Raw genomic sequence first — 19295 nt, forward strand, 5'->3', positions numbered from 1 at the left:
TTCTTTATATTAATTTTATCAAGTAATAATTTCAAAACAATTACCTCTGATACAGATTAACTTAATACATAGAAAACATTTATACCTACCCAGTAACCATCATGAAAACCTTAGAGTCATTATCATTCCAAAATATCGTGATGATAGAAGATTATCTAGAAGGTAAACTTTCTCATCTCGACAATCAGCGTTTTTTACGTAACCTTACTTTAGACGAAGAACTAAGGCAAGACTTTGATTTGGTTTTGGAGATGAGTACAGACATGGTGAGATGGTCTTTAGATAAGAAAAGAAGAGTGCGTTTAGCATTTTCAACACGCCATTATGGTACAATAATTAACCCTACAAAAGGTAATATTGCTAAAGATTTAGTTGCCTACGGTACAGCAACAATTGCGGCTGCAGGTTTATTAGTTTTTGTAAGTGGCTTGTTTGTATTTTTTGCTTCTTAACTAAAATAGAAATACAACAAAAAAGGCTACCCTCTGAAAAGGTAGCCTTTTTTCGAAAACGAAAAATTATATATCTGATTATTAGCGTAATGTCTTTCTTGAAGTAGAAATTGATAGCTCAACAAATCAGTATCTTAATGTTGATGTCACAAAGCTAATCAAACGAAATATAATTTAAAAGCGAAAATTCGCAAAAAGCACAGTATTTCACAAAAAGTGTCCTACTTTTGCAATTATTACCTTATTTCAAGTTTACGAGTCAGTTTTGAACTTGTAACTTGGAAGCAGTATCTTTAGATACACACGAACAGAAATTAAGTAACCAAGTCCGCCAAAGTATATATACCAGTGATATTAGAAGAAAATATTCGCCTCATTTTTGGATTAAAAGTCAGAATGCACAGACAAGAGAAAGAATTATCTTTGTCTGAATTAGCTAAAAAAGCTGAGATGTCTGTCTCTTATATAAACGAGATAGAAAAAGGAAAGAAATATCCTAAACGTAATAAAATTACAGCTCTTGCTTCTGCATTAAATGTTACTTATGATGAACTTGTTTCATTAAAGATTTCAAAAAAATTAGGTGCAATTTCAAAACTGTTAAACTCAAATATACTTCAAGAACTTCCCTTAGATGTTTTTGGCTTGGAACCTAGAAATTTGTTAGAGCTAATGTCAGATGCTCCTTCAAAACTTTCTGCTTTTATAAATACAATTGTAGAAATTTCTAGAAACTATAATTTAACTGTAGAGAATTTCTACTTTTCTGTTTTAAGGTCTTATCAAGAAATTCATGATAACTATTTTGAAGAAATTGAAATAGCTGCCAAAGAATTTAGAACAAACGTTCTTACATCAGACGAAACTTTAGAAGTACAATTAGAACGTTATCTTAAAGGAACTTGTAATTATACAATTGATGAAGAAGAATTATCAGAACATCAAGCATTAGAAACTTTTCGTTCAATTTTAAGAATTGGTACAGATGGAGCCCCTACTCTTCTTATCAATAAAAAATTAAATGAAAGAAGGCGTACATTCATTTATGCAAGAGAAGCGGCCTTCCAAGTACTCAAATTATCTGAACGTTCAAATACTTATTCTTGGATGCAGGTAAAATCGTTCGACATGCTATTTAACGATTACATGGCTACTTATTTTGCTGGTGCTGTTCTTGTTCCTGAAGAAGAATTAATACAAGATATAGATGCAATAATTAATAGTAATAGCTTCTCTAGTGAGCATTTTATTGATTTAATTTTAAAACATAATACTTCTCCAGAAACATTTATGTATAGAATGATGAGTATCTTACCTAAGCATTTTGGCTTAAATAAGATCTTCTTCTTACGTCTTGATCATAAACCAGGAGAAAACAGATATTCTTTAACAAAAGAATTGCATTTAGATGGTCTTCATAGTCCTCACGGCACTGTTTTGAGTGAACATTATTGCCGTAGATGGATATCTCTTAAAATCTTTGAAGATTTAGTAAAAACAAGAGAAGAAGGCTCTACAAATAAATATTTATGTGATGCCCAGGTTTCTAAATATATCACCTCCGGAAAAGAGTACTTCTGTATTAGTGTAGCCCGTGCATTACCGTTAGTTGACGAAACAATTGATACAAGTATAACTATTGGCTTTTTAATGGACGACAACTTTAAACAGAAGTCTAAATTATGGCAATCTGAAAAAGTTCGTATGGAATTTGTAAACGAAACTTGTGAAAGATGTCCTTCTACAGACTGTTCTGTGAGAGCATCAGAAGCAGTTGTTTTACAAAAAGAGCAAAAAGAGAAAGAAAGAATGGTTGCTTTAGAGTCTCTTTTAGGAAAAGGTGTTGTATCTTAGAAAAACTTTTATTTTATAGATTAAGGTGAACATTTGACTGACAATTACCTAAATAAAAAATTAATATTCTCCCTGTTTTTTTTCTGTATATCGTTGCTTGGATATACTCAAGAAGAAAAACCGGATCATTATGCGTTTAATTTCAAAAACACTTCTTATCATGATGCTATTGCATTAATATCTGAGAAGTGTAGTCTGAATTTTATTTATAGTGATGATAACCTCCCTATTGTCAAAAAAGTAAATTTTGAAAGCGAAAATGCTACCGTTGACGATGTTCTAAAAACAATGTTTAAAGGGAAGTTTCTTGATTATAAAATCATAGGATCTGATGTAATTATTGTAGTTAAAAGAATACCTCTTGATTCTAAAGAAGGTAGGTTATTAACTAGATATCCTATCAATGGATTTATTAGAGATATCACATCTAATGAAACCGTTATTGGGGCAACTATATATTTAGAAGATCTAGAAATTGGTACTGTAAGTAACTTCGATGGATTTTATTCTATTTCCGTTCCAAAAGGAAAATATTTAATAAAAATTAAATCGCTTGGTTTTCAAGAGTTGGACACACTAATTGATGTAACAAATGCCACAAACCTTTCGGTATCTTTAGATGTTCTTAATACCAAATTAAGAGAAGTTGTTATTCTTTCTAGTAACTCAGAACTTTATGAGGGTAACTTAAAACTAAGTAATATTACTGCTGTAAGCCCTGAAGTAACCAATGAACTTCCGATGGTATTAGGACAAAGTGATATTATCAAATCATTACAATTAATGCCAGGGTTTAAAAGCCCAAACGAAGGCAGTAGTGAATTATCTGTTAGAGGTGGTGCTACAGATCAAAATTTATTCTTAATAGATAATGTACCTATTTATAATGCTACACACAGTTTAGGTTTTTATTCTATCTTCAACACATCAAGTATAAAAAACGTAAACACCTACAAAGGTGGTATACCCGCTCAATATGGAGGGCGTGCATCGTCTGTTGTTGATGTACATTTAAAAGAAGGAAATAGCCAACGTTTTCGAGTTTCTGGTGGTGTTGGTACTATATCTGCCAACTTAACACTAGAAGGACCTATAAAAAAGGATAAGGCCTCTTTTATTATTTCTGGCAGAAGACCTTATACAGACTTATTACAAATCGGTCAAGACAACGATATTAATACAATTCTTTTTTATGATGTAAGCTCTAAATTTAAATACCAAATTAACCAAAACAATACTTTAACTGCTTCTTCTTATTTTAGTAGAGACCGCCTTTCATTTCAAAATATTTCATCTAGTGAATGGGGAAATAATACTGGAAATATATCTTGGTCATCTCTCCTATCACCAAGAACATATAGCGACTTAACATTATGGTATACAATTTACGATGTATCTAACATTGTTAACTCAGTTCCAGAAACAAGTTATAGAACAACTTATCAGTTAAACGATTATGGTATAAAGTATGGTATTGAGCAATATTTTTCTCCATTTATTACATTAAAAGCTGGTATTGAAACTGTTGCTCATGTTTACAATCAAGGAAGTATTACACCTTATGAAGATGTATCGATTATTACTCCAACAGAGCCTCAAAAGGTTAGAGCATTAGAATCTTCTGCTTATATGGATTATGAATGGAATATAAATAACAAATTAAAAATTGGTTTAGGAGTTAGATATTCTCGTTTTGACAATATTGAAAATGAAAGAGAATATATTTATGATGTTGACCCCTATGAAAGCGAAGCCAAATCGATTACAAGCCAGGTAATTGATACTGTTTACAATAGCTCCATTAAATTCGATAACAATTACCAAACATTAGACCCTAGGTTATCTCTTAGTGTTGCTATGGCTAAAAATCAATCATTTCGTGTTTCTTTTGACCGAATGACTCAATATTCTCAAGAACTATCTCTATCTAATTTACCAAGTAATTCTGGTGTTTGGATTCCATCTGACAAGTATATAGCTCCTTTGATAAATAACCAGATATCTATGGGCTACTTAATAGATTTCAAAGATAAGAAGTATGATTTTTCTATAGATTCTTATTACAAAACTTCTCATAACGTTTTAGAATTTAAACCTAATGGTAGGTATGTAGTTACGGATCAAATTGAAACAGATGTAATTTCTGGAGAAGGAAGGAGCTACGGTATTGAATCAATTTTCAGGAAAAGAAAGGGGAAATTAACAGGGTCTTTAGCTTATACTTATAGTTTCTCTTTTAATATGTTTGATGACATTAATAATGCAACTTGGTATCCAACAAATCAAGATCAAAGACATGTTTTTAATGTACTTACATCGTTCCAAATTACCCCACAACTACAGTTTTCTGCAGTGTGGAATTATGCTTCTGGACGTCCATATACTGCTCCGATTGGTAAATATTATAAAGATGGATTTTTAATTCCATTATATGGCGATAAAAATAGTTCAAGGCTTCCTAGCACGCATCATTTAGATATCTCACTTACTTTCTATCGAATGATGACCAAAGGAAAGAAAAACGAAAGTAGTTTTAACTTCTCTATTTATAATATCTACGCTAGGAAAAATACGTATTCCTATATTTTTCGTTCCAGTCAATCAAACCCAGAAGAATTAGAAGCTGTAAAAGTCTATTTATTTAGTATCTTACCTTCGTTTAGTTATAATTTCAAATTTTAAGGAAATGAACAAGTATTTTATTTTTTACATACTATTCCTTGTTACATTTTATGCTTGTGAAGAACCTATTGTATTAAAATTACCAGATGGGGATCCAAGAACTACTATAGATGCTAATGTATCTACTAGTGAGTTTACATCAAGAGTAATACTTTCAAAAAGTTTATCTTTTAATACAAATGAACTTTTCCCATCAATAGAAAATGCCTCTATTGTTCTTGACAAACAAAATTCTTCCGAAAGTTTTAATTTCACCTGGTTTAGAACCAATGGTACAGGATCTATTTACACTGCTCCTTCTGATATGAAATTAGTAAGTGGAGATACATACGATTTTTTTGTTTATCTACCGGGAGATTTATCTGAAGAAGATACTATTTACCAAGCCGAAATGAAAATGCCTAGTAAGGTCTTGATTGATTCTATTCGTTTTGTAAAAAAAGACAACTCACCTACAGATTATTTATTACGCATATATTTTACTGATCCAGAAAAAGTTAGGAACTTTTATAGTTGGAGAGTTAGTAGGAAATCAAAAGGTGAATTTAGAGAGCTGAATACATCAAAAATACCTTTATTTAGTGATATTGGTGTAGATGGCAAATCAGTACATATAGAATATACACAGACCTCATTTTTACTTCAAGATACACTTCAAGTTCATTTTAAATCTATCCAAGATAAAACCTACGAGTATTATGTTACACTAAATAATATCATTGATGTATCTGGAACAAACAACACCGTTGAGAACCCTCCATCAAATTTTATTAGTAGTGCTGGCGACCTGTCTCATGGCTTCTTTTCATTAGAAAGTGTTGAAGATTCAGACGAATTAGTTGTGCTAGATTCTTTATTGTAAGTGTAAGCGCTAAATCAAAAATTATTTTATACTATTTACCATTTCTTTTTTCTTTGCATTAATCCATTTTGAAGAAAATTTCTGTCCTAGTTTATAGAGTTTAAAACCTAGCCTAATTAAATATGGAGATAAATATTCTTGAATCTTCCTCCTCAAAGAGACTGAAATACTTGCAAAACCTAAAGAAATAATTGATTGTACTACGTCAGCTATATCAATTGCATAAATTAAAACACATGCATTTATAAATACTACTAGTGCATCGGATAATGCATTCCAAAAAGACTGATTAGTTTGTAATTGGAAAAAACAATATTCAACTTCATACCAATGCCTTCTTAATGCTCTTTTTAATTTACTCGCATTAAGTATTAATACAGTATCTGAAAGGTCTGGAATGTAATTTATTATATCCGCATCAAGTTGAATTATTGTTTTTAACTGATGTTCTGAACCATCTACCAATATTAACGGTGTAATCACTTCTATTCCACCATCTCTAAACGTTTTTATTAATAGTTCAGCAGAGGTTTTAGCTGTATAAAGCTCTTTCAATTTATTTCTAAATGATGCTTCGCTAATCATACTAAGCTTGTTTATTTCCTCCAAATACAGAAGAAAATGCCTTACCAGTTAAATCTGATATCACTTTAAAGAATGAACTCCAATGTGAAGTTGCTTCATTTGTAGAAGATTGATGAAAATTCATCACCATGTCTCTTAAAGTATCAGGTAATTTAACAAACTTGGGTGTTAAATAAGAAGTGATATCACCATCTATTTGAACAACTGTTTGTAACAAAACTTGCTGTGTACCTAATTCCCAGGCTTTTCTAATTTGAGTAATTTGCTCAGAATCAAAATCTAAAGGCTGAACCGTGTTCATCTCATGTAAAAGGATGTCATTATTCCATTTAATAGACCCCATTTGAGAAGGATATGGATCATATTCACCAATATTATCCGGTGCCTTAAACTCGTTATCATAACCAGCTAACCCTTGATGCTCATCAATTTTCATCTTAGTACGTTCTAACTTGAACATACCTATAAAATTTGAGCTTTGTCTTTCAATTCTATAAAGCAGTTGAATGCGTTCCTTTAACTGCACCAACTGTTCTTCCGTTTGCATTTTTGGTAACAGACTTTCGTAATATTGCTTACCTTGATGCGCTGCTCTCTTCACCTCATAAAAAGAGTATTCTCCTGCTCCCTTAAAACGTAATAAAAACTTTGGCTTTCCCGATCCATCTTTAGATGGAGGGTTACCTTTTGCTATTTCACATACCCCGTACTCTACTAATGTTTGTTTGTACCTTTCAATAATATCTCTAAGTGCCATACGTTTGTTTACAGGCATTTTTGCTCCTGTCGTATTCTCTTTTAAAATAGTATTGACTTCTAGCGTTAATAGTTCACTAGCTAATGATTTTAAGGATTGCTCCATAAGTTGTGTCTTGGTTAGTTAAGATAAAATGATCTCCTTGTTTTTATGAACTTGGTTCTTCTTTCTTATCAGAACCATCTGCAGGTGAATCAAAGTCTATTGCAGGAGCCTCAGTATCTACTTTAGCAGCTGTTGCTGAAGGATCAAAAGCTGTGTTTTCAAATGTTTCTGCTGCAGAAGTTTCTCCAGCTACAATTGAAGGATCAAAAGAATCTGAAGAATTTAGTACAGGTTGAACAGAAGTTGTACCTACAGCAGCTGTAGAGAAGTTACTATTTTCTGGAACTTCAACAGCTTTTGTCTGATTATAAAGCTCAAATAGACTATAAACTGCTTTAATATTATCAGCAATAATTTTGTGTCCGTGTGCTTCTTTTTGAGCATGGTACTCTCTAACCCATGCATAACGATCTTGAATTAAATCATTACTTACATAAGAAGTGATATCTCCTTTTAAAAGGTGAATTTCACTATTCATTATTTTAAAATCCGACTTCCCTTTTGGTACTACTTTATTTTCATCTCCTTCTAATTTAAAGTCGCCCACTACAGTTTTAATTTCTAGTGTAACTAGATTATTAATATAATCCTCTATGTTATTTACAAAATTTGCGAAGAAACCTGTTTTCTCTTGATCAGACATAATAAGTTTTGCTAAGGGTTTACTATTATTTCGAATAAAATGTATATATAAAATTGCCTTAAAACATTGAATTTTCCAAAAGACTTCTAATAATCTAGTTATTTAGGAAATACTCACAATTAAAATCAAAATTGGTGTATTATATTTGTTCTTTAAATTTCATACTCGAGTTGGGTAAGGATAAAAAATTGTCTCATAGATACACTCATGGCTAAAGTCACTAAAGTATTAGATAAAGAATTTGTTCCTTTTATTGGTAAAGAGCAAATAGCAGAACGTAATCGTCAATTAGGAGCTGAAATTACTAAAGAATATCAAGGTAAAGATGTTCTTATGATTAGCGTTTTGAATGGTTCTTTCATGTTCGCATCAGACTTAGTAAAAGAAATTGATCTTCCTATGGATCTATCTTTTGTAAAATATGCATCTTACGAGGGTACTGAAAGTACTGGTAAAGTAAAACAATTGATTGGCTTTAATGCTCAAGCTGTTAAAGATAAACACATTGTAATTATTGAAGATATTGTTGATACAGGACGTACAATGCAAGCTTTAATAAAAGACCTTGAGGTTATGGAACCTGCTTCTGTAAAAGTAGTTTCTTTATTATTTAAGCCTGAGGCATTAAAAATACCAATGACTATTGATTATGTTGGATTTGAAATTGATCCAAAATTTGTTGTAGGTTACGGATTAGATTACGATGGATTTGGTCGTAATATTCCAGAAATTTTAGTTTTAAAAGATATCTAAGCAATTAGATCTTATTATATTTAGAAGGCTATTTCATGATAACATGAGGTAGCCTTTTTTAATACGTTAATTATCAAACACTTGCATTTCATCTATTCTATTTCTATTTTTGAAAAGTAAAAAACTACTCTCTTTTAAAAGCTAAACTAATTGCCTTATGAATTTAAAAATTAATGTTCCAAAATTACCAAAACAACAAATAGCCATATTACTACTATTACTATTAGTTGCGTCAGTTATAGCAGTATGTCTTACAAGTAATTCTATTATTTATCTTTCTCCCTATGAACAAGGTATAGCATTTGGTAAAATGTTTGGTAAAAACATGAAAGTCCTCTTAAATTTTGTAATTGTTTACTACTTATATAAAAGTATAAAGAGTAAATTATAAGTATACAAAAAGGGATATTCACAACAATGAATATCCCTTTTCTATTTTTTGAAAAACTAAATATTATTTTTTCTTAGCTTTTTTCTTTGCTTTCTTTCTGACTGCCTTACTCTTGATTTTCTTATACTCTTCTTTGTCGTGGGCAATCTCTTTCATTACTGTTTTCCAATCCGTAGATTTTTGTTCAGAGAAGCCAACAATATTTGCATAATCTCCTCTAGCTATTTCTACAACAGCAATCTTTTTATCCATAAACTCTTCAATTTCTTGAAGGAGTTCTTTTTCACCATCAGAACAGAATGATATTGCATCACCTTTTTCTACTCCTCTACCAGTACGTCCAACACGGTGTACATAGTTTTCAGGAACATCAGGCATATCATAATTAATTACGTATTGTACATTTGGGATATCAATACCTCTAGCAGAAACATCTGTAGCAATAAGTATTTTTACTTCTCCTGTTTTATACAAACGCATTGCTTCTGCACGCTCTTTTTGATCTTTTCCACCATGGATAGTAACTGTTTTCAAGTCTACTCTTTCCATAGCTTTAAATACACGTTCAGCACGTACTTGGGTACGAACAAAAACTAGTATTTTTTCATCTGGATGTTCTTTTGCAATTTTCTCTAAAAAGAAACGCTTATCGTCCATATCAACAAAACCAACGCCATGTCTAACATTTTTAGAGACGGGATCTTTTGGTGAAATTTGAATACGAATTGCATTTCTAACCAATGAATAAGCTAATTTTTTAATTGCCTCATCAATAGTTGCTGAGAAAAATAGTGTTTGACGGTATTTAGGAAGTAGTCGAATTACATCTTTGATATCTTTCAAAAATCCCTTTTCCAACATATGGTCAGCCTCATCTAAAACTAGAATTTCTGTTTTACTCAAATCAACATGACCTTGATGGTTTAAATCAAACATTCTACCAGGTGTAGCTATCAATATATCTACGCCATCGTTTAATTGCTTAATCTGAGACTCTTGTTCAACTCCACCATAAATACAAAGAATATTTAGCTTTGTATATTGCCCCAAAGATTTAAACACCTCTGTTATTTGAATAGCCAACTCACGGGTAGGTGCCATAACAAGGCAACGAATATTTTTTTTATTCTTTCCTTTATAAGGTTTCTTCAACAACGTTTCCATTATCGGAATAGCAAACGCTGCTGTTTTACCAGTACCTGTTTGCGCAATAGCCAAAACATCTTCTCCTTTTAAAATAGGAGGAATAGATTTAAACTGAATATCTGTAGGTTTTTTAAACCCTTTTTCTGCTAAGCTTTTCTTTAAACTTACAGAGATATTATACTTTTCAAACTTCATAGTTCTTTCGCATCTTTGGAGACAAAATTAAAATTCTCCGTCTTCCAAAATTTCTTTTACCCTGCCAACTTCTCCAGTTTCTAAACGCACTTTGATACCGTGAGGGTGGTTAGGAGATTTTGTAAGTATTTTTTCTACAAAACCTTCTGTAAGATCTCCTGTACGTTGATCTTCTTTTAAGACGATATTTACATGACCGCCTATTTTGATATTACTTCTTTTCTTTCCGTCCATAATTATTTTGAAGGCATGATTTCAACTCCTTCACCATCAAAATCTTCTTCTTCTTTTGTTGGTTCACGAACTTCGATAATTTCTCCATCAAAAAACAGATTTTTACCTGCTAAATCATGATTTAAATCCATAGTAACATCTTTTTTACCAATACTAGTAATCAAGCCATCATATACATCGCCATCTTGATCTGCAACAGAAAGAATATGTCCTATCTGTAACATCGCTTCTTCTTCTTCTTTATCAGCAAATCCAAAAGCATTTTTATCTACTTTTACATTTCTGTAATCTTCAACTACTTGTCCATAAGCATCATTTGCTTGGAGCGCTAATTGAAACTTGTCTCCTTCTTTCTTACCTAATAGAGCAGCCTCAAACTTAGGTAAAACACCACCTGCACCTACAAAGAATAAAAATGGATCTTCTTTTGGTGCTTCTTCGATAAACTTGCCATTTGCATCATTTTCGTACAATCGGTACGTCATAGAAACAACAAGTCCATTTGTAATTTTTAATTCTCCCATGTTATTCAACTTTTAATCAGAAAAAGAATTCCCTTTCTAACAAATAGATTCATAAGAAAAACAAAGCTCCCCTCCAATAAATTCATCGGTAGAAAGCTTTGTTATTATATTATTTGATGTATTCGATTTACTATAAATCTAAACCTTCGATGCCATCTGCATTTTCTGCATTAATAGCTTCTTCTAGTTCTTCTTTAGTAGCATCTCTTACGTCAAGAATTTCTCCTGTAAAATATAAGTTCACACCAGCTAATGGGTGGTTAAAGTCCATTACTACATGGTCTTCATGTACTTCTTTTACTTCACCTTCCATTGGCATTTCATCAGGACCTACCATTGGTAAAACGTTACCAACTTGTAATAATTGGTCTTGTTCAACTTTATCTTCAATATTAAAAACTTCCTTAGGAATCTTAATAACTGCTTGCTCTTGAGTTTCTCCGTAAGCATCATCTTTAGAAATTCCAAAAGAGAATTTATATCCTGCTTCTTTTCCTTCTAATTGTGCTTCAAACTCAGGAAGAACGTCCATATGTCCGAATAAAAAGTCAAATGCTTCTTCTTTTTCTACGTGTTGTAAAAGTTCACCTTCCGCATTTTCGCTCGTCAATTTATATACTAAAGTGACTACTTTATCTTTTGTTGCTTTCATTATCATTGTAATTTTTTACAAATGTACACAGAATAAAACTGTTAACGTACTGAAAATGAATTTGAGAAACGTTTATTGTGAAGATTTTTTAGATTATTCAAAAGAAAAAGTGATACTCTTTAAGTGCATCACTTGTTCTTGGGTGGGTAAGGAATTAATTTCTTTGATTGATGAACAAATATAACCATTCGTTTATTACCTTTTCAATACCTACTTTTAGGTAAATTACACTAATTCAATAACCTATTTTATTTTTTTTGATTAAAATTGGTTACAAACTGCAGTATCAACTCTTTACTAAGATATATACATTCTATTTTTACTTACAGACTATGGCTATTATAAGATTACTTATTATCCTTTCCTTGCTTTTTACATCTTGTACACAAAAAGTGGAAGATAATCTCACCGAAATTATTGAAGATGTGGAAGATGACCTCGTTATAGAAGATTCTGTTACCAATGAAAACGAAGAAGACGTTGTTATTCATTCCAATCCAAATATTTTATTAGTACTCATTGATGACATTGGAAAAGATGCATTAAGCACCTATTCTGAAGGGGTAACCTATGCAAATACGCCTACACTAGATTCTATCGCTAATTCTGGTTTAATATTTAATAATATGTGGGTAAACCCTGCTTGTTCACCAACAAGAGCCTCTTTAATTACAGGTAAATACCCTTCAAATAATGGTGTAATGGCAGTAAGTGAGGTATTATCATCGTCAGAAACAAGTCTTCATCAATATATAAGAAACAATACGAATGATACATATAGTACTGCATTAATTGGAAAATGGCACTTATCTGGTTTAAGAAATATGGAGAGCCCTTTAAACTATGGGGTAGGTTATTATTCTGGAACGATGGAAGGGGGAACAAGTAGTTATTATGACTGGGAATTATCTGATGGCGAAACAACAACTGCTATGGAAGATACATATATTACATCTATGTTTACAGATATAGCTATTGATTGGATTGATGAACAAGAACAACCGTGGTTTCTATGGCTTGCCTACACTGCTCCTCATACTCCATTTCACGTTCCGCCAACTAATTTGCATTATCAAGGTACATTAACTGATAATCAAAGTACAATAGACGCAAATCCCCTTCCTTATTATTTAGCAAGTATAGAAGCATTAGATACAGAGCTTTCGAGGTTATTGGCTTCTGTGCCAGATCTTGAAAATACAGTAATAATTATACTAGGAGATAATGGTGTAGATACTAAAGTTGTTCAAACTCCTTATCAACAAGGTCAAGTAAAAGGCAGTTTGCATGAAGGTGGAATTAACACTCCATTTTTCATTTCAGGTCCTTCTATAAGAATTGGCACTGACAACGGAATGCATAACGTTACAGACCTCTTCACAACTATTGGAAACATAGCAGGCGTATCAACAACATCCATTCATGATAGTCAATCATTTTATCAGAACCTTATAAATGATTCTCCTTCAGGAAGAAGCTTTAATTATTCTGAAACTACAAATGGTTATACTGTTTTTGATGGTACACATAAATACATGCTCACAGAACAAGGAAATGAAAAATTCTTTGATTTATCTGATGACCCTTATGAAAGTATAAATTACATAAGGAGAACAATGACTACAGAACAAACAACAGCAAAAAATAAATTAATAGCTATTGGTGACTCCATCAAAAATGCCAATAGTCAATTTTAAAAATATATACACTAATTCAATTTATTACTTGATAAACTTAACTTTCATACTAAAAAAGCTCAGCTAATTTATTTTAGTTGAGCTTTCTTTTTTTATGTATTAATCGTTCTTCGAATACTTCCATCTTTTATGTGACCATAACCAATTTGATGGTGCTATTTTAATGTTATCTTCTAAAAGAGATGCAAACTTATTTAATATCTGATGTGTTCCTTTTTGATATCTATTTCCATCAAAAACAGGTATTATTTCTATATCATAATATCCTCTTTTTTGTCTTGTAATTTTAGAGTAAACCACAGGGAAGTTCATATATTCAGTGATCTTTTCAGGTCCAGCAAAAAAGGCACTTTCTCTACCAAAAAAATCTACCCATTCTTTCTTTTTATCATATCCTGGTGGAGATTGATCTGCTACTAGTCCAAAGAAAAACATATCTCCTTTCTTCTTTCGAATCAAAATCTCTCTCATTGTGTTTGCCATCGGAACAGGATAACCACCAAACCTTGCACGAATTTCTTGCATCATTTTCTCAGAAAATTCACTGGCTAAAGGTTTATAAACAGCACCAATAGGAATGTTTAAATGAGAAGCAATACCTGCTAATTGCCATTCCCAATTACAAATATGACCTGTCAATAATATTAAGGGTTGTTCTTTATCAATATAACTTTTAAGTAACTCTAAATTTTTAATACGCACTCTTTTCTTCATGTCTGTTACAGACATTGTCATACTTTTAATTGTTTCTAAACCAACATCGGCTAAATTTCTATAGAATTTTTTCTGTATGACGTATTTTTCTAAAAGTGATTTTTCAGGAAAACAGATACTTAAATTTTCCATTATAACACTTCTTCTGTAACGCATAAAAGTACCCATTACAAAAGCAATACAATTTGATAATAGATATACTAAAGGAAAGGGGAGCCTTGAGATAAATCGAATAAAAAACATAAAATAGTTTAACAGAATAAAAACGAAAATCAAATACCTTTTAGGGGTAGTGATCTTAGAAATTACTATCAAAATTACAAAAAAGCAACTATTTTATGTATTGAAATTTACTATCTAATGGGATTTATACTACTTCTTTAGTAGCTACAATTCTTATTCTTTTATAATCTGCAAACCACTCATTATCAATAAACAAATCTTCTCTTAATGATTCTTGTACTTCTTCCAAAATTAAATCTACATCCGTTTCCAAAACTCCAATAAGAAAGTTTTTACCAAACATTTTAAGTAAATCTTTTATACCACTTTCTGTATCTTCTAATTTTGTTGGTCTATCAAAATGCTCTGCAAAAGTAACTTTAAAACCCACTTTTTCTAACGCTAAACTGTATTCACCTATTGAAGGGAAAAACCATTGTTCAAACTCAGATTGGTCTATATAACCATACTTCAACAATATTTTTTTGAGTGCTTTTTCTATTTTTTCAATGTTACCTTTTCCTCCAAATTCTACTACAATTCTACCTCCTTCTTTTAAATTGGAGTACATAGATTGAATACAGAAATGATAATCTTTAATCCAATGTAGAGTAGCATTTGAGAAAATTGCATCAAATTTTTGATAAAATTTAAAAGCAGTTGCATCTTTTTGATAAAAATTAATTGAAGGGTAATTTTGTTTTGCCTGCTCTATCATTTCGATCGAAGAATCTATGCCTATTACTTCTTTTACAGATTTACTGATCAAATTGGTAAGCTGACCAGATCCACAGCCTAAGTCTAAGATTCTTTCTTCTTGTTTGGGTTGAAGTAAACGAACTACATCTTCACCATAATCGAAAACAAATGCATGTTTGCTCTCAAATAATGAGGTATCCCAGTTATCAATGTTAGTCATTAGTAGCAATAATAATTATTTAATTAGTCGTTATTTAAAATAGATAGAGCAAAATAAATAACATTATGTAAACGTGCAACTAATAGTGTTTTAAGTTAAACTTTAGTTGGTTCCCAAGCATAATAATTATGTTCATTATCAAGCTGAAAACCTGTTCTTGGATAAAGATTATTTCCTATTTCATTTACTTTTTCCGTTTCTAATATTAAGCCTGCTGAATTGGTTGCTACAGCATGTTTTTTAGCTTCGTTAATTAGTAAAAGAGAACACCCATTACCTCTTGCTGTTTCCTCTACATAAAGATCATTAAGTAACCACAAACGTTGTAACCTAGTAGACGAAAAAAGTGGATACAGTTGTACAAAACCAACCATTTTATGGCTAGTATCTTCAACAATAAAAATTACCGATTCATTATTTTCTAATCGGTTTTTAATAAACTCCTCAGCTCCCTTTAAATTACTTTTTTGTTGATAAAAAATTCTATATTGATCAAAAAGGAGAGCAATTTTTTTATAATCTTCCGAAGATGCTATTCTGCTTTGCATATCTATTAAAACTGTCCTTTGCGTTCAATTGCTTTCTTAATATGAGCAATATGATGGCAACCGTGCCATGCATAAATTCCAATATTTTCTTTTAAAGATGTGTGTTTTTGATTTTCAGGGTGAAAGAATGCTCTATTTAATTCTTCAGATGATAAACCTTCCAATAAGCGAATCCATCTTTTATGTAAATAAGTAAGAAAATTTAAAGCATCTGACACGTCTTCATCATTACTATCATGTAATTCAGCCCAACGGTCTTCATAGTAAGGTCGAATAGCCGGAGTATCTTCTGTAAGAGCTAATTTAAAACGCATATAGCTATTCATGTGGCTATCGGCACAATGATGTACAACTTGTTTAATAGTCCACCCACCAGGTCTGTATTTATAATTCAATTCTTGTTCAGATAAACCATTCACTATTTTAATAAGACGTTGGGGAAATATCTTAATCTCGTGTATCCAAAGTTGGAGTTGGTTGTCTGAAATATTTGATGGTAGTTGAAATTCTCCAATAGGGAATTTTAATTCCTGTTCTGTTGATACTAGTTTTTCCATTATTGAACTGATAAATTAATTAATTTTTACTTTTGCCAAAAGTGCAGTAATGTTAGTTGTGTCTTTATCAATTGACTTGTAATGCTGAAGCACTTGCGTTGCTAATTCTTCGGCTTCGTCCATCCTACCTAATTTGTAATATAAATGAGCTTTAGTGTCAATAAAGTCATAAGAGTTATTTATGGATATACCATAATCAACCCATTTTAAGGCAGTACTCAATTGAGACGCATTTTCTGAGTTTTCATAGAAATACCATGCCCAATCATTACATTTTTGAATAATATCACTATTTTTTATAATTTTTACATGAGAAAAATTCTCATCAACCATCATAAAAGCCTTATCAGTATCTCCTATTGACAAGTAATACCTTGGAGCATAAATAAAATTATTTTGAAGTGCCAATTCCTTAGGAAAGTATTTAGTAATTGTTGCTAGATATTCTTCATAATTGGCTTGCCCTTTATTTTTTATAGCCAATGACAATGTATTTTTTGCAATTTGATTGTAAATTTTAATTAACTCATTGGCGTCTATTCTTGATGAAATTTCTGATTGGTTCTCTATGAAAAACTTAAAAGCAATAGACGTTACTGTAGAATTATACAAAGTCTGACTTACTACTGTAATTACATCTTGATTAGAAAGTGCTTCCTTATTTAATAAAGAGATAAACTTTTCGCACGCATAATAATCTGGCTTTCTAATGCTAATGGTAGCTATGCAATAATTTAAATATTCCTCTACAGACAAATCTTTGCCAGATTTAAACTTGGTTTCTAATGTAAAAAGTTGGCTTGTTGGATTTAAAGCAGCTTCTCCTATTTGATTAAAAACTTTGGGTGGAACTTTACCATATGCCATATGTACTGCATGCCCATTCGCATAAAAATACACATGAGCAGGAAAAGATCGAATATTATAATCCTGAATAAATTGACGCCCCAAATCACTTTCAGCATCTACAGATAAATTAATAAAATGTCCGTTATAAAATTCACTTACTTGCTCATCTTTAAAAATACTTTCATTAAGTTCTCCGCAAGATGTACACCAATCAGATACAATATTTACATAAATATTTTTATCTGTCAATTTTGCATTCTCAATTGCTTTATTCCAATTAATATCAGAGAAAACAATTCCTTGTCCATAGATAGAATTTCCTATTAATAGGATACATGATAGTAAAATACTTTGCTTAGTCATAGATCGAGAGTATAGAATTGCATCAAAGAATTTTCTTAATCTGCAATTGATGTTGTAGTAATTTGCTCTATATTAAATACATATAATTAGCTGTAATTTACAATAATTCTGATAAGTCTGTCAATGTCTGTTATATATCTCTGCTTTTTTGCATCTTTTTTTGAACTTCCGATTACCTTTGTAGCGAACACTTAAATACAAATACAGTGACGTTTGAAGAATTAAAACTGAGCAATTTTTTACAAAATGCAATTCGTGATATTGAGTACGTTAATGTTACTCCTATTCAAGAAGAAGCATTCCCTGTTATTGCTTCAGGTAAAGATATGATTGGTATTGCGCAAACAGGTACAGGTAAAACAATGGCTTACCTATTGCCAATACTTCAAAATTTAAAATTCTCTAAGCAGGATGACCCCCGAATTTTAATCGTGGTTCCTACTAGAGAGTTAGTAGCACAAGTTGTAGATGAAATTACCGTTTTATCTAAATACTTATCTATTAGAACTATTGGTGTTTATGGAGGTACAAACATTAATACACAAAAACAAAAAATTCATGAAGGTGTAGACATTGTAGTCGGTACACCTGGTAGAGTTTATGATTTAGCACTTTCTGGTGTGTTGAAATTTAAAACAATACAGAAATTTGTTATTGATGAAGTTGACGAAATGTTAGATCTAGGTTTTAGACCTCAACTAACAAGAATGATGGATTTACTCCCTCCACGCCGACAAAATATTATGTTTTCAGCAACGCTTACTAAAGATGTTGAAGAAATAATAACTACTTTCTTTAATAAACCAGAGAAGGTTGAAATTGCTCGAACGGGTACTCCAGCTGAAAAGGTAATACAACGTGCATACCACGTTCCTAACTTTTTTACAAAAGTAAATATGTTAGAACACCTTTTAGCAAATGAACCTGACATGGAGAAAGTGTTGATTTTTGTAAGAAATAAAAAACTTGCAGATAGATTACACGAAACTATTGATAAAAAATATCCTGAACAAACGGGAATTATCCACTCTAACAAATCTCAGAACTTTAGATTTAGAGCAATTGAAAATTTTGAAAAAGGTACTTCAAAGATTTTAGTAGCTACAGATATTATTGCACGTGGTTTAGACATCAAGGGTATCACTCATATTATAAATTTTGATACTCCTGAAGTTCCTGAAGAATATATTCACCGTATAGGTAGAACAGGTAGAGCTGATGAAAAAGGTATTGCTATCACTTTTATTAATGAAGCAGAGCAGGAATACCAAATGATGATAGAGGAATTAATGAATAATCCTATTCCTTTAGAGCAAATGCCTGAAGAAGTTCCTATATCTACTATTTTTTCTGAAGAAGAAAAACCTAAATTATCTGATAAAAATTACCTTCAAACCAAAAAGGTTAATAATGATGATGGTGGTGGTGCTTTCCATGTAAAAGTTGGAATTAATAACCCAGAAAATCAGACTAAGAAAGTACATAGGGGACCTAAGAAAACAAAACCTGTAAATAGAGGTCGTTTAAAACGAAAATTCCGTAAGAAATAAATAACAAAAAAGGTCTTAGAAATTACTCTAAGACCTTTTTT

Annotated in this window: 19 protein-coding genes; 7 read left to right on the forward strand and 12 right to left on the reverse strand. The window is 31.3% G+C overall.

Translation table 11 applies throughout. The features are described 5' to 3' along the window. Window positions 1-101 precede the first annotated feature (101 nt). The 4 genes from KM029_RS07320 to KM029_RS07335 all read left to right on the forward strand — a co-directional run bounded on the left by KM029_RS07320 (window position 102) and on the right by KM029_RS07335 (window position 5850). The gene (locus tag KM029_RS07320) at window positions 102-452 is read left to right on the forward strand and encodes a hypothetical protein (protein WP_144072653.1); all 351 of its coding nucleotides are present in this window, start codon (window positions 102-104) and stop codon (window positions 450-452) included. 348 nt (window positions 453-800) lie between these two features. Continuing rightward, entirely contained in the window at window positions 801-2306 is a 1506-nt protein-coding gene (locus tag KM029_RS07325) for a helix-turn-helix domain-containing protein (protein WP_262712693.1), read from the forward strand. Between the two features lie 93 nt (window positions 2307-2399). Then, on the forward strand, window positions 2400-4988 hold the full coding sequence (locus KM029_RS07330) for a TonB-dependent receptor (protein ID WP_144072655.1): 2589 nt from the start codon (window positions 2400-2402) through the stop codon (window positions 4986-4988). A 4-nt stretch (window positions 4989-4992) separates the two neighbouring features. Beyond that, window positions 4993-5850, forward strand: a complete 858-nt coding sequence (locus KM029_RS07335; RefSeq protein ID WP_144072656.1) for a DUF4249 family protein — start codon at window positions 4993-4995, stop codon at window positions 5848-5850. Between the two features lie 21 nt (window positions 5851-5871). On the opposite strand, the gene KM029_RS07340 is transcribed toward KM029_RS07335, so the two are convergent. From KM029_RS07340 to KM029_RS07350, 3 genes are read right to left on the reverse strand one after another with little or no spacing between them, the layout of a single operon-like run. Further along, entirely contained in the window at window positions 5872-6435 is a 564-nt protein-coding gene (locus KM029_RS07340; protein ID WP_144072657.1) for a hypothetical protein, read from the reverse strand. A 1-nt stretch (window position 6436) separates the two neighbouring features. Continuing rightward, window positions 6437-7297: a chitin synthase domain-containing protein gene (locus KM029_RS07345; protein ID WP_144072658.1), complete on the reverse strand. Its 861-nt coding sequence runs from the start codon at window positions 7295-7297 to the stop codon at window positions 6437-6439. Between the two features lie 43 nt (window positions 7298-7340). After that, window positions 7341-7940 (reverse strand): hypothetical protein, encoded by a 600-nt coding sequence (locus KM029_RS07350; RefSeq protein ID WP_144072659.1) that lies wholly within the window; start codon window positions 7938-7940, stop codon window positions 7341-7343. A 207-nt stretch (window positions 7941-8147) separates the two neighbouring features. Between KM029_RS07350 and hpt the strand changes: the two genes are divergently transcribed. Further along, the gene (gene hpt / locus KM029_RS07355; protein ID WP_144072660.1) at window positions 8148-8693 is read left to right on the forward strand and encodes a hypoxanthine phosphoribosyltransferase; all 546 of its coding nucleotides are present in this window, start codon (window positions 8148-8150) and stop codon (window positions 8691-8693) included. Between the two features lie 454 nt (window positions 8694-9147). Here hpt and KM029_RS07360 read toward each other — a convergent pair whose 3' ends face one another. From KM029_RS07360 to KM029_RS07375, 4 genes are all read right to left on the reverse strand, one after another. Further along, window positions 9148-10425: a DEAD/DEAH box helicase gene (locus tag KM029_RS07360; RefSeq protein WP_144072661.1), complete on the reverse strand. Its 1278-nt coding sequence runs from the start codon at window positions 10423-10425 to the stop codon at window positions 9148-9150. Window positions 10426-10452: 27 nt separating this feature from the next. Then, window positions 10453-10659 carry a YwbE family protein gene (locus KM029_RS07365; RefSeq protein ID WP_144072662.1) on the reverse strand — a complete coding sequence of 69 codons (207 nt, stop codon included), beginning with the start codon at window positions 10657-10659 and terminating at the stop codon, window positions 10453-10455. A 2-nt stretch (window positions 10660-10661) separates the two neighbouring features. Then, window positions 10662-11183: an FKBP-type peptidyl-prolyl cis-trans isomerase gene (locus tag KM029_RS07370; RefSeq protein ID WP_144072663.1), complete on the reverse strand. Its 522-nt coding sequence runs from the start codon at window positions 11181-11183 to the stop codon at window positions 10662-10664. Between the two features lie 130 nt (window positions 11184-11313). Beyond that, a complete protein-coding gene (locus KM029_RS07375; protein WP_158630987.1) occupies window positions 11314-11835 on the reverse strand; it encodes an FKBP-type peptidyl-prolyl cis-trans isomerase in 522 nt (173 codons plus the stop codon). A gap of 332 nt (window positions 11836-12167) precedes the next feature. On the opposite strand from KM029_RS07375, the gene KM029_RS07380 reads away from it, so the two are divergent. Continuing rightward, complete coding sequence (locus KM029_RS07380) at window positions 12168-13532, forward strand: sulfatase-like hydrolase/transferase (RefSeq protein WP_144072665.1); 1365 nt, start codon at window positions 12168-12170, stop codon at window positions 13530-13532. 99 nt (window positions 13533-13631) lie between these two features. Here KM029_RS07380 and KM029_RS07385 read toward each other — a convergent pair whose 3' ends face one another. From KM029_RS07385 to KM029_RS07405, 5 genes are all read right to left on the reverse strand, one after another. After that, window positions 13632-14489, reverse strand: a complete 858-nt coding sequence (locus tag KM029_RS07385) for a lysophospholipid acyltransferase family protein (protein WP_144072666.1) — start codon at window positions 14487-14489, stop codon at window positions 13632-13634. A gap of 124 nt (window positions 14490-14613) precedes the next feature. Next, window positions 14614-15387 carry a class I SAM-dependent methyltransferase gene (locus tag KM029_RS07390; RefSeq protein WP_144072667.1) on the reverse strand — a complete coding sequence of 258 codons (774 nt, stop codon included), beginning with the start codon at window positions 15385-15387 and terminating at the stop codon, window positions 14614-14616. 95 nt (window positions 15388-15482) lie between these two features. Continuing rightward, window positions 15483-15935 carry a GNAT family N-acetyltransferase gene (locus KM029_RS07395; RefSeq protein WP_144072668.1) on the reverse strand — a complete coding sequence of 151 codons (453 nt, stop codon included), beginning with the start codon at window positions 15933-15935 and terminating at the stop codon, window positions 15483-15485. A 5-nt stretch (window positions 15936-15940) separates the two neighbouring features. Then, window positions 15941-16492, reverse strand: coding sequence for a YfiT family bacillithiol transferase (locus KM029_RS07400; RefSeq protein WP_144072669.1), 552 nt, complete (start codon window positions 16490-16492; stop codon window positions 15941-15943). Between the two features lie 15 nt (window positions 16493-16507). Further along, on the reverse strand, window positions 16508-17704 hold the full coding sequence (locus tag KM029_RS07405; protein ID WP_144072670.1) for a thioredoxin family protein: 1197 nt from the start codon (window positions 17702-17704) through the stop codon (window positions 16508-16510). Window positions 17705-17910: 206 nt separating this feature from the next. Here KM029_RS07405 and KM029_RS07410 point away from each other — a divergent pair, with 206 nt between their 5' ends. After that, entirely contained in the window at window positions 17911-19254 is a 1344-nt protein-coding gene (locus tag KM029_RS07410; protein WP_205125422.1) for a DEAD/DEAH box helicase, read from the forward strand. Window positions 19255-19295: the final 41 nt, after the last annotated feature.

The sequence above is a fragment of the Flammeovirga kamogawensis genome, from assembly GCF_018736065.1.
In the GTDB taxonomy this organism is placed as follows: domain Bacteria; phylum Bacteroidota; class Bacteroidia; order Cytophagales; family Flammeovirgaceae; genus Flammeovirga; species Flammeovirga kamogawensis.

What these genes read in the sequence shown, in the direction of transcription:
- KM029_RS07320 (WP_144072653.1), top strand. Translation starts at nt 102, where the DNA reads ATGAAAACCTTAGAGTCATTATCATTCCAAAATATCGTGATGATAGAA.
- KM029_RS07335 (WP_144072656.1), top strand. Translation starts at nt 4,993, where the DNA reads ATGAACAAGTATTTTATTTTTTACATACTATTCCTTGTTACATTTTAT.
- KM029_RS07340 (WP_144072657.1), bottom strand. Translation starts at nt 6,435, where the DNA reads ATGATTAGCGAAGCATCATTTAGAAATAAATTGAAAGAGCTTTATACA.
- KM029_RS07345 (WP_144072658.1), bottom strand. Translation starts at nt 7,297, where the DNA reads ATGGAGCAATCCTTAAAATCATTAGCTAGTGAACTATTAACGCTAGAA.
- KM029_RS07350 (WP_144072659.1), bottom strand. Translation starts at nt 7,940, where the DNA reads ATGTCTGATCAAGAGAAAACAGGTTTCTTCGCAAATTTTGTAAATAAC.
- hpt (WP_144072660.1), top strand. Translation starts at nt 8,148, where the DNA reads ATGGCTAAAGTCACTAAAGTATTAGATAAAGAATTTGTTCCTTTTATT.
- KM029_RS07360 (WP_144072661.1), bottom strand. Translation starts at nt 10,425, where the DNA reads ATGAAGTTTGAAAAGTATAATATCTCTGTAAGTTTAAAGAAAAGCTTA.
- KM029_RS07365 (WP_144072662.1), bottom strand. Translation starts at nt 10,659, where the DNA reads ATGGACGGAAAGAAAAGAAGTAATATCAAAATAGGCGGTCATGTAAAT.
- KM029_RS07370 (WP_144072663.1), bottom strand. Translation starts at nt 11,183, where the DNA reads ATGGGAGAATTAAAAATTACAAATGGACTTGTTGTTTCTATGACGTAC.
- KM029_RS07375 (WP_158630987.1), bottom strand. Translation starts at nt 11,835, where the DNA reads ATGAAAGCAACAAAAGATAAAGTAGTCACTTTAGTATATAAATTGACG.
- KM029_RS07380 (WP_144072665.1), top strand. Translation starts at nt 12,168, where the DNA reads ATGGCTATTATAAGATTACTTATTATCCTTTCCTTGCTTTTTACATCT.
- KM029_RS07385 (WP_144072666.1), bottom strand. Translation starts at nt 14,489, where the DNA reads ATGTTTTTTATTCGATTTATCTCAAGGCTCCCCTTTCCTTTAGTATAT.
- KM029_RS07390 (WP_144072667.1), bottom strand. Translation starts at nt 15,387, where the DNA reads ATGACTAACATTGATAACTGGGATACCTCATTATTTGAGAGCAAACAT.
- KM029_RS07395 (WP_144072668.1), bottom strand. Translation starts at nt 15,935, where the DNA reads ATGCAAAGCAGAATAGCATCTTCGGAAGATTATAAAAAAATTGCTCTC.
- KM029_RS07400 (WP_144072669.1), bottom strand. Translation starts at nt 16,492, where the DNA reads ATGGAAAAACTAGTATCAACAGAACAGGAATTAAAATTCCCTATTGGA.
- KM029_RS07405 (WP_144072670.1), bottom strand. Translation starts at nt 17,704, where the DNA reads ATGACTAAGCAAAGTATTTTACTATCATGTATCCTATTAATAGGAAAT.